Source organism: Cryobacterium melibiosiphilum (assembly GCF_003602235.1).
GTDB lineage: Bacteria > Actinomycetota > Actinomycetes > Actinomycetales > Microbacteriaceae > Cryobacterium > Cryobacterium melibiosiphilum.
In genome coordinates this window covers 1-10,528 of sequence record NZ_QZVS01000030.1, presented here as the reverse complement: position 1 = coordinate 10,528, position 10,528 = coordinate 1, and the positions used below count along the sequence as shown (strand labels likewise).

Below are 10,528 nucleotides of genomic sequence, written 5' to 3'. Positions count from 1 at the left end.
CGCCACCCGCTACGACAAGCTCGCACTGACCTACCGCGGCGGAGCTGTCCTCAGAGCCATAACTATTTGGTCGAAGGCATTAGGAGACACGCCCTAGGCTCAGAGCATGGACCAGTCGAAGTGGATGCGCGCGATTCCTTACGCCTGCTCACTCGCCGTCATGGGATTCTTTAGCATCATTCTCGTCTGGATTGCCGTGACCGAGCCCGAACGCAGGTGGTGGGTGATTGGTGATCTCGCCGTCGGGATCAGCGGACTGGTTCTTCTGCCCGCCCGACACCGCGCACCATTCACTGTCGCCCTCATAACCGCTGCCGCCGCGCTCATCTCCACCACCGTCATCGGGCCGGCTTTCGTCGCCTACGTCTCCCTCACCAAACACCGCCGATGGGGCCGCATCGTGCTGGCCGCCCTCCTACTCTGGACCGCCACCGCCGTTTACTCCAGCAGTGATGGCCTCACCCAGCAGCTGATCCTCGCCGTCTCGACGATGACATTGTCGATCATCGCATTGACTGTTGCAGGCCTGTACCTGCGCAGCCGCCGCGATCTTGAAACCGAGCGCGCCAACCGGCGCGCAGAGGAACAACTCCGCCAATTCGAACAGCTAGAACAAGCCCGACTCAACGAACGTGCCCGCATCGCTCGCGAGATGCACGACGTGCTCGCCCATCGCATCTCGCTGCTCTCCCTGCACGCCGGAGCGCTCGCACATCGAACCGATCTCAGCGCCGCCGACGTCCGCGCGGCCGCAACCGTGATCCACGAAAGCGCGCATCAAGCCCTTACCGAGTTGCGCGCGACCCTCGGCAGCCTGCGTGACACTTCCTCGACCGCACCACCGCAACCATCATGGACAGAACTCCCCGCACTCCTCGACGAAGTCCGCCAGGCCGGCCAGATCGTCGACGTCAGCAACGAGGTGCCCGATGCCGCACACTTACCCGCCCAGATCGGGCGTCACGCCTACCGCATCGTGCAAGAGGCCCTCACCAACGCACGCAAACATGCACCAGGAGCGCGTGTCGAGGTGCTGCTGCGCGGTCGACCAGGGCAAGAACTCCACCTGCGAATCAGCAACACGCTAACACCGGGCCGCGTCGATCCTTCATCCGGTGGCCTCGGACTGATCGGCCTGACCGAACGAGCAAACATGGTCAACGGCACCCTGACAAACCACGTCACCAATGCACAATTCATCCTCGATGCGACACTGCCCTGGGAGATGTCCTCATGATCCGTTTGGCCATCGTGGACGACGACGCGCTGGTGCGTACCGGGTTACGACTCATCCTCGGTGGTGAAACAGATATCCACATCGTCTCCGAAGCAGCCAACGGCGTGGAGGCAGAAAAACTTGCCGGTGACGTCGACGTGATGCTGATGGACATCCGCATGCCAGTACAAGACGGAATCACAACAACAGAGAAGCTCATGGCCCACCCCCCAGCGCCGGCCATCATCGTGCTGACCACTTTCGAAGCGGACGACCTCGTCCTCCGCGCACTCGGTGCTGGCGCCGCCGGCTTTCTGTTGAAAGACACCTCGCCCGCACGCCTCATCGCAGCAATCCATGCCGTCGCAGCCGGCGAACCCATGCTCTCACCAACAATCACACGCCGGCTCATAGCCGCAGCCACCAGCACCACCGCAACCGCCCTACTGGACTCCGCAGCGTCAGCATCACTGGCCACCCTCACCGACCGAGAACGCGAAGTCGCCATCCAAATTGCGCACGGACTACCCAACGCAGAAATAGCCACCCACCTGTTCATGAGCGTCGCGACCGTGAAAGCAACAATCACACACATATTCCAGAAAATCGACACCACCAACCGAGTGCAGCTAGCGATAATGGTGCGCAACGCAGGACTGCTCTGATCCCCAATCCTTCCATAGGGGTCGCTCCCAATGGCTTAACGAGACACTCCTGCAAGGGCGCAGCCCCTGTCCTCGAACAGGTTCGGCTTATGTAACCAGCGACTGCTTCAACAGGTTTTTAGTCTGAACCCGAGGACGTGAGCGATGGGGAAGCGGAATGAGTGTTGTGCCTCTCGGCACCAGCCTTGCACTGTGAGGAAGCCGTCTGGGAAAAGCATTCTGCAGTCGTTGTCCGTCGTCAACTATGACGGGAGAGCCGTCACCGTCTGGCCGTGCTGGTGGTTTTCGGCCGAGAGAGCGCAGTCTTGAAGGACACTTTGTTTGTGTATTCGATGGACCCGTACCGAAAGAGGCGCACGGCAAGCTGGAGCACGATGGCGCTGAGGAGGAACAGTTCCGTGATGACGATGGCGGCTTCCCAGCCAGCAAGAGAACCAAACGCGTTACGAAGCATCGCGGTGATCGGCGCCGAATACGGGAAATACGTGAACACCTGCACGACGGGGCTGTTTGGGTCCGACAGGACCAGGGAGAGGGAATAGAGCGGGACGATCATCAGGACGATCAATGCGGAGAACCAGCTACCCGCGTCCTTTGCTGTGGGCATGACCGCCCCGATCGCGACCAACGTGCCCGTGAACAAAGCAAACCCGCCCACAGCCAGCAAGGCGCCGACGATCATCTGCACGGGATCGAAAGTGAAGCTGGACAGATCAATCACCGGCAGGTTCAGCGACGTACGAAAGAAAACGTAAGCCACCAGCACCGGCACCAGAAACACGAGCACTTGGACAAACCCGACGATGAAGAGGGACATGATTTTGCCGCTGATCAGAGCGGTGGGATTCAAAGTGGTGAGGATCATCTCCGTGACCCGGTTCTCCTTCTCTTCCAACGTGCTGGTGAGCATTTGGTTGGACAGCAACATGAACACGAGGAAGAAGATACCCACGAAGATCAGCGGCGGAATCATGCCCATGAACCCGGCCGTTTCTTCCCCGTCAGTGAAAGTCGTCGAGGTTACGGAGACGTTGCCCTGGGCCAGCGCTGTGAGTGCGGGGTCCCCGATCTGGTCCTGAGCGCTAGTGATCAGGACCTGGGTCGCGACAGCGTCGTACTCGCCGTTGCCGAACAGGCCCTTATCGACCCCGTACACCTGAGTGGGTGTCTTGGCCGGGTCAGCCGGGTACACGAAATGAGCATCCTCATCCCCTGACTTGACCGCAGCGATCGCTGCCACCTCATCGGTGACGATCGTGCCGCCGAGCGCCGTGGCCACGGCAGGGTCGACATATCCAGACGCGTCACTGTAGGTGAAGGTGAGTTTCGCATCGGATCGGGCATCGCTCGTGCTCGCGGCCGTCGAGTTCCCCAGACTCACCAAAACAATGACGATGCCGATCGCGATCGGGACCAACAACGTGATGAACCAGAACTTCCTCTTGCCCAGAGTGCGGCCGACTTCGAAGCTGATGACTGTACGGAGGTTGTTTCGTCCCATTTCAGACACCGACCATTTCGTTCTGCTCGCCATACACACTCACGAAGATCTCCTCGAGCGAGAGCTTGCTTGTAGTGAAGCTACGGACCAAAACGCCCGCCGCGACCAGATCACGCAAAATCAGGGCCTCATCAACGATGCCGGTGAGGGTCAGTTCGGCATAGTTGCGGTCCCGGAGACTGATGTCGTAATGCGGTGACTCCGGTATCTCACCGGAGTAACCAACCCGGATCATGGTCCCGCCGTACTGATTCTGCACTTCAGGAATCGTCCCATACGCTTCCGCACGGCCACTTTTGAGCAGGATCACCCTGTCGCACAACCGTTCCACTTCCTCCATCTGATGCGTCACCATCAACACCGTGGCCCCCGCCCGCTTCTGCTCCTCAATGATGTCCATCAGCAGACGCCGGTTTACCGGGTCGAACCCCTTCGTGGGCTCATCCAAGATGAGCAGCTCCGGATCGTTCATGATCGTGACACCGAGCTGGACCTTCTGCTGCTGCCCACCAGAGAGCTTGTCAACACGGGCCTTGGCCTTATCCCCCAACCCCACCCGCTCGAGATAGTTCATCGACCAGGACACCGCGGCCTTCTTACTCAACCCTTTGAGCTGACCGAAGTACGTCATCACGGTCAGGACGGATTCCTTCTTATACAGTCCGCGCTCCTCCGGGAGATAGCCCAGACGGCTACCAGCTTCCGGCGTGAACGGGCGCCCATCAATATGGAGAACCCCCGCGGTCGGCAGATAAATCCCCAGCAACGCCCGAAGCGTGGTGGTCTTACCCGAACCGTTAGAACCGAGGAAACCAAACGTCTCCCCCCGCATCACGTCGAAAGAGAGATCCTCAACGACCGTGATGCCGGCAAAATCCATCCGAAAATGCTCAATATGAACAAGCGGCTCCCCGCGAAAGGCTGCGGGCATAGCGGCACTGGCGTCCATCACAGACCCTCCAAAAGCACGAACGCCTGCCGTTGTTGCTGGGCGCCTGCTCGCACGCGCAGCCCCGGCAACCAGTGGACCACAGCCCACCCATCAGAATCAGCAGCGATAACATCACTGGACATACGTGTGAAACGCAAATTTCCCCCAATGTGCTCGTGTCCATCCTCGCAGCCGCGCGTTACCTAGACAGCCACAGATCAAGCTCACTTCTTATGAGGCCGGCCCCGCCGGGGTTGGTTTCTACCAAAGTGTGCTCGGCATGAGCGGCGCGGAAGAAGCGGCCCGCGGCGGAGGGTGATCGTGTGTGTTTTTCGGCGGGTTAGGTCCGGGCAGGCTCGTCATTCGTGTCCGCGAGGAGCAGATCTATCTGCAGATCCTGGGCTCGCGTGTACGTGCGGAGTGCTTGCGTTGCAACGAGGATCAATCGCCCAAGCAGAACCGAGAGCACGATGCCCAAGATGGCTGCCGCGATCGTCCCACTCATTGCTACGACACCGTAGAAGTTGTATAAGTTCATTTTTTAACGCTAGCGGATGGCCACCTTCAAATTTATTCGCCTGATCAGCACTATTCTCGCTCTGCATCGATATCAATACTCCGGGCGCTAACGAGACATACTCAATTGCTTGAGATGACAAACGGGTATCAACGAAAACGTCGCGATAGACGACTGCGCACTAAATGGTCTGAGCACGGAGCGCGCGAACAGTTTGCCGCTGAGCTTCCTCTCGCCGGAAACGTTTTCCTCGAGGTGGAAAGCGAGTGCAAAAGTTGCGGGCAAACTTGCGAAGCTGACAGCACAACAACGCAGAGAGCACCCTCACCGGGCCGAGGACTACGGCAATAGGCCTTGTCATACAGGCTCGGGCCCAAGTCGTGGCGATGCCATCAGTGCAGCAGCTCGATTTAGACCGGGACTAGCCTGCCCTAAACTCGGTCTGCGGCTACTACGAGGGGCGGAGCGGCTTGTGATCTTGAGTATTATCATCGCCTGCGAGATTGGGTTCTGGGCTGTCATCGTGTTGGGCCTGCTCGCCCGCTACATCCTTAAAGCCAAACGTCTCGGTCTTGTGCTGATCGCTCTGGCCCCGGTCATCGACCTGGTGCTATTGATCACGACCGCGGTGCACCTGCGCGCCGGCGCTGACGCAAAATGGGCGCACGGCCTGGCCGCGGTTTATATTGGCTTCTCGATCGTCTACGGCCCAGGGATAGTCCGCTGGGCCGACATCCGCTTCTCTCACCGGTTCGCCGACGGCCCCGCACCAACACGTCTCTGGGGAACCGACTACACCGTGGCCTGCTGGAAAGACGTCGCACGCACCCTGCTCGCAGCGGCAATCTCCGCTCTCGTCCTGTTCGGCCTGATCTGGTTAGTAGGCGACGCCGCACGGACAGCCGCCCTGGAGCATTGGTACCTAATCCTGATCGCGATCTGTGGCATTGACCTGATCTGGGCTGCGTCATACACGATCTGGCCCCGCCCCCTGAAACAGAACGCCGCAGCAGCATAGCAACGACACAGCCCCGCCCATAGGGAAACCCCTGCGGGAGAGCAATGACGCCTGCCCCGACTCCGACAACCGGCCCTGCCTAGTGGTATCGCCCACCGTGGAGATCATGACTCACGAACCTCTCAACGTCGTCGTCCTACTTTTTGCCGAACAGCAGCAGAGTCGCTGACGGCCGAACAAACTCCTGCGGAGACAGCACCAATTTTATTTAGTGACTAAACTATTGGCATGATGGAGAAGTCTCGAACAATCGCGTTATTCGGTGCAACAGGCAAAACCGGACGCAGGGTGCTTGCGCGATTACTCGCGGCACGGTACTCGGTAAGAGCTTTGGCGCGAACACCCGAACGCCTTGGTGTGATCGATGGGTTGACGGTGATCGCGGGAGATGTGCTTGACCCCGATGCGGTCGCGAAGACGATTCGTGGGTCGGACGCGGTCATCAGTGTGTTCGGACAGGTGAAGGGGTCGCCACTGCACGTGCAAACCGATGGCACCCGACTCATCGTGGAGCAGATGCAAGCGCACGGTTTGACCCGTATTGTCAGCTTGTCTGGCGGAGGTTTGCGGGATCCACGCGACAGGCCGAAGGTGGCCGATCATGTGATCAGGTTTCTGTTGAAGACATTGTCCGGCCGTGTCTTAGCTGATGCTGAGGGTCATTTGCGTGTGCTGGAGCAGAGTGGGCTTGATTGGACGGTGGTTCGCGGGCCGCGCTTGACGGAGAAGCCTGGCACGGGTTCATACCGGCTCGGTTGGATGGGGCTGGACACCGGTATTGAGATCAGCCGCAACGACCTGGCAGACTTCATTCTCACCCAAATCGACGACGTCCGATTCGTGCGCGCTATGCCCTTCGTGAGCGCATGAATGCTGCCGACCCGATACGGCGAGAAAGCGTGGCGCAAGTCATCGAAGCTGTCGTCGATTTGCAGCGACATATCCAGCCCAAGCAGCCTGCACCGTTCCGTGGGCACCGGCTCAGCAACTCACACCTAGGATTGCTTTTCGTGCTGTCCCACCGCAGCCAGTGCACCCCCTCGGACCTGGCGGCGCATCTGCAGATCACGCCGGGTGCAGTCACGCAACTGGTCACGCGGTTACGAGATGCGGAGCTGGTTGTCTCGATACGACATCCCGATGATTCTCGGTCGGTGATCTTGACCCTCACGGAAGCGGCGCAGGTGCACGTCGCGGAGTTCGAGAGCAGCGTTCTCAACAAATCGTTGCCGTTGTTTGACTCGCTCAGTGACGCCGAACTGGCCACACTGGCCACGCTATTGCACCGAGCGGGCGAGCGCACATGAGCGAACCAGCCGTCTTTGTCACTGGCGCCACCGGGATAGTTGGCAGTGCCGTTGTAAGGCACCTCTTGAATCGTGACGTCCCGGTCATCGCTGCTGTCCGCTCCACGACGGATGCCCTAGCGCTGCCCGCCGGAGCTGCCGTGCGCCAATTCGACTTCGACTCCACACCCGCCGAACTGACCCATGCCTTGGTCGGCGCGGACCGGTTGTTCTTGATGCGGCCCCCGCCGATCGAGAACGTCGCTCGTTACCTTTTCCCGCTGATCGACGCAGCTCAGAAGGCAAACATTCGGCAGATTGTCTTCCTGTCCCTCCAAGGCGTGCAAAGTAACCGTAAAACTCCGCATCACGCTGTCGAGAAGTATCTACGGCAACAAAATGTCCCCTACACGTTTCTGCGTCCGAATTTCTTTATGCAGAACCTGTCGACCACCTACGCCCAACGCATCCGCGACCAAAGCGAGATCTTTGTTCCGGCTGGCCGTTCCCACACTGCATTCGTCGACGCCCGCGACATTGGCCGCGTCGCAGCGAGCGTTTTCACAGAACCAGGGCACCTTCGCAAGGCATACACACTATCTGGTGAGCAATCCCTCAGCTATAGCAACATCGCCGACATCATGACGGACGTCCTCGCGCGGCCCATCCGCTACTCGCGGCCCTCAGAAGCCGAGTATCTGGCAGAGCTCGCAGCCGAAGGACGCCCAACGGCCTACATCGACGTGCAAAAAATGATTTACCGCGTGGTGCGCTGGAACATCTCCGCCCTCCCCAACCGAACAATCCGCAAACTCACCGGAACGCCAGCCACCACCTTCCGCGAATTCGCCCACGACAGTCGCCATACGTGGCAATAACGGCGAACACTCTCGACCTACGAAGCCGACAAGGTTCACAGCCAGCCGGAGACGGCCACGTTCACGTTCACGTTCACGTTCACGACACCGATCGAGTAACTCTTAACCCAAACGGCCCCCGTGTGCCGTGGCACGCAAGCCGGAGCGGCCGGGACACGCGAATAGGCGATCACGAGTGTTGCGACGACCGATTGAATCCGCCCTCCCTTCACCGGGCATTTTCTCAGACGGGTCTTACGGGACAATCGCCCTCTCGGCACCGCAGGGAACCGAATAGACGACGGTAATTCGAAGCTGCCCCGGGCGCCGTCCCTCTTGCGGGCATGCTCAATGCGTTTGGCGGATCACCTCTCGCATAGCGTTGGATGGCGTTTCAAGTGCTTGGCGGGGGGTCCTCGGCGGCGTCAATCGCGGCGTTGGTGAGCAGGGGCATCAACACCAAGAGGCCGAGCGTGAGCAGCCCCATGATTCCGAACATGGTTTGCAATCCGAGCCAATGGGCCAGGAGGCCGCCCGTTGCTGCGCCGATGGGCATCGTGCCCCAGGCCAGCAGACGATAGACGCTGTTGACCCTTCCGAGTAGTTCGTTGGGTGTGATTCTCTGACGCAGTGAAACGGTGATCACATTCCAGAGCACGACCAGCAGCCCTCCGATGAAGAAAATCAGACCGAGTATGAATGGGTTGTTGGTGACGGCGGGGGCGCCGACGAAGGCGGAGACTCCGACGATGGCGAGTGTCAGCGCCCGAGATCGACCGAGACGCGTCTCTAGTCGCTCGGCGATGAACGAGCCGAGGAAGGCACCGAGAGCCGAGGTCGTTAACAGCAGGCCGTAGCCCACCCCGGACAATCCCATTTGCGAGGTCGGGCCCACGGCAAAGAGCACCAGAAGTGCGAACCCGGCGCTGGAGGCGAAATTGATCATTCCGGTCATCACGGCGAGAGTACGAAGGATCCTCTGGTGCCACAGGAACCGCAGTCCCTCGGCGATATCGACACGAAGGGTCGTCTTGTTCAGGCGATCGATTCGGAATTTTCCGGGGACGAGGAATAGTGCGCCGACGGCGATCAGCCACAGTGTGGCCGGTACGGCGAACCCGGCGATCGCCCCGAAGGCCATCAACATTCCGCCGAGAGGGGGGCCGGCGAACTGATTGGCGGTGAGCTCGACCGCATAAAGGCGTCCGTTGGCGCGGGAGAGCTGATCTCTCTGCACGATCTGCGGGAGGATCGATTGCGCCGACGTGTCGTAGATCGTTTCCGAGACGCCTACAAGGAATGCCACGCAATAGAGCGCCCAGATCGAACTGATGCCCAGAAGCAGGACGGCAACCAGCGCGAGGAGGAGGATCGCTCGGACGAGATTTGCGACGAGCATCAGCGTCCGCCGGTCCAGCCGATCGGCCAGAGCCCCAGCTGTCAGCGCGAAGACAAGCCAGGGCAGTCTCGCGGCGACAACGAGTCCGGCTATGAGCGACGGTGATTGGGTCAGCTGGATTGCGACCAGGGGCAGTGCGATGGTGAACACCCCGTCGGCGAGGTTGGAGAACCCGGAGGACGTCCATAGTTTCCAGTAGGACGAACCCAGCGGCATGGGGTGAGGGTGTCTGCTGCGGGGAACCATCTGCTCACTCTGACAGGGTGATTGAGAAACTTCAAGGTGATTGGATTAAATACATCAGACGGTAGGATTGCCATATGACGGAGGAACAACCGACGGCCACGGACACTAAGAATCCGTCCGCGAGCGCCCGCGAGATCAAGGCTTTGGCGCACCCTCTCCGTCTGAGGATCTTGCGGTTGTGCGGGCTCCATGAGCTCACGAACAAGCAGCTCGCGGATCGACTTGCCCAGGACCCGGGTACGGTGCTGTATCACGTCAGGCAACTGCACGCAGCGGGATTCCTCGAGCGTGGTGAGGTTCGCACCGGCGAAAGTGGCGCGTTGGAGAAGCCCTACCGGTCCACGGGCCGCTCATGGAATCTCGACACCGCGCTCAGCGACGCGGGCCCCGAAGCGCCTCTCGCTCCACTCGACGCGCTGAGAGACGAGCTGATGGAGGCAGGACCAGACTCGTTAGCGACGCTGTCTCGATTCGTTGTGCACCTTTCCAAGCAGGACGCGGAAACGTTCATCTCGCGGGTTCAGTCCGTTCTCAGCGAGTTTGTTGATAGCGATCAGGAGCGTTCGGATCAGCCGGCATTCGGCGGCATGTTCGTCCTGCACCGCACTTCCGACTAACGTGGCGGTGGCCGGATGTCCCACAGCGGGTTCCCCATACGGGATTTACGGCGCTGGGTTGGTTCGCGCCGCGTGGATGTCGAGTTTGTTGTCAGGGACAGACAGGCGTGAACGTTCGTGAGTCGTTCGGCGTTGAGCACTTGAGAACCGTCGTGTCAGTTGAATTGATGCCGCGCGTGTTGAACGTCTCCCGGGGTGACGATGTGGGCGTCTTCCCCGGTGACAATGGGGTTTAGCGCGTCAGGATTTGGTATCTGTTCGTCGGCGGCGTCAGG

At 60.0% G+C, this 10,528-nt stretch carries 10 protein-coding genes; 7 read left to right on the top strand and 3 right to left on the bottom strand.

Annotation, left to right across the window (positions count from 1 at the left end):
* Window positions 1-106: 106 nt before the first annotated feature.
* Together D6T64_RS00635 and D6T64_RS00630 are read left to right on the top strand one after the other, a co-directional pair.
* Entirely contained in the window at window positions 107-1,237 is a 1,131-nt protein-coding gene (locus D6T64_RS00635) for a sensor histidine kinase (protein ID WP_119970449.1), read from the top strand.
* On the top strand, window positions 1,234-1,881 hold the full coding sequence (locus D6T64_RS00630) for a response regulator transcription factor (RefSeq protein ID WP_119970447.1): 648 nt from the start codon (window positions 1,234-1,236) through the stop codon (window positions 1,879-1,881). Before D6T64_RS00635 ends, D6T64_RS00630 begins: the two co-directional genes overlap by 4 nt.
* 259 nt (window positions 1,882-2,140) lie before the next feature.
* Here D6T64_RS00630 and D6T64_RS00625 read toward each other — a convergent pair whose 3' ends face one another.
* Together D6T64_RS00625 and D6T64_RS00620 are read right to left on the bottom strand one after the other, a co-directional pair.
* On the bottom strand, window positions 2,141-3,382 hold the full coding sequence (locus D6T64_RS00625; RefSeq protein ID WP_119970445.1) for an ABC transporter permease: 1,242 nt from the start codon (window positions 3,380-3,382) through the stop codon (window positions 2,141-2,143).
* Between the two features lies 1 nt (window position 3,383).
* Window positions 3,384-4,331, bottom strand: coding sequence for an ABC transporter ATP-binding protein (locus D6T64_RS00620; RefSeq protein WP_377012923.1), 948 nt, complete (start codon window positions 4,329-4,331; stop codon window positions 3,384-3,386).
* Window positions 4,332-5,302: 971 nt separating this feature from the next.
* On the opposite strand from D6T64_RS00620, the gene D6T64_RS00610 reads away from it, so the two are divergent.
* The 4 genes from D6T64_RS00610 to D6T64_RS00595 all read left to right on the top strand — a co-directional run bounded on the left by D6T64_RS00610 (window position 5,303) and on the right by D6T64_RS00595 (window position 8,012).
* Window positions 5,303-5,848: a hypothetical protein gene (locus D6T64_RS00610; protein ID WP_119970440.1), complete on the top strand. Its 546-nt coding sequence runs from the start codon at window positions 5,303-5,305 to the stop codon at window positions 5,846-5,848.
* 228 nt (window positions 5,849-6,076) lie between these two features.
* Window positions 6,077-6,718 (top strand): NAD(P)-dependent oxidoreductase, encoded by a 642-nt coding sequence (locus D6T64_RS00605; protein ID WP_199719007.1) that lies wholly within the window; start codon window positions 6,077-6,079, stop codon window positions 6,716-6,718.
* A complete protein-coding gene (locus D6T64_RS00600) occupies window positions 6,715-7,155 on the top strand; it encodes a MarR family winged helix-turn-helix transcriptional regulator (RefSeq protein ID WP_119970438.1) in 441 nt (146 codons plus the stop codon). The genes D6T64_RS00605 and D6T64_RS00600 overlap by 4 nt, the downstream gene beginning before the upstream one ends.
* Complete coding sequence (locus tag D6T64_RS00595; protein WP_119970435.1) at window positions 7,152-8,012, top strand: SDR family oxidoreductase; 861 nt, start codon at window positions 7,152-7,154, stop codon at window positions 8,010-8,012. The genes D6T64_RS00600 and D6T64_RS00595 overlap by 4 nt, the downstream gene beginning before the upstream one ends.
* A 373-nt stretch (window positions 8,013-8,385) precedes the next feature.
* Here the strand turns inward: D6T64_RS00595 and D6T64_RS00590 are convergent, their stop codons facing one another.
* The gene (locus D6T64_RS00590; RefSeq protein ID WP_119970433.1) at window positions 8,386-9,606 is read right to left on the bottom strand and encodes an MFS transporter; all 1,221 of its coding nucleotides are present in this window, start codon (window positions 9,604-9,606) and stop codon (window positions 8,386-8,388) included.
* 104 nt (window positions 9,607-9,710) lie between these two features.
* Between D6T64_RS00590 and D6T64_RS00585 the strand changes: the two genes are divergently transcribed.
* On the top strand, window positions 9,711-10,253 hold the full coding sequence (locus D6T64_RS00585) for an ArsR/SmtB family transcription factor (protein WP_035881069.1): 543 nt from the start codon (window positions 9,711-9,713) through the stop codon (window positions 10,251-10,253).
* The last annotated feature ends 275 nt before the right edge of the window (window positions 10,254-10,528 follow it).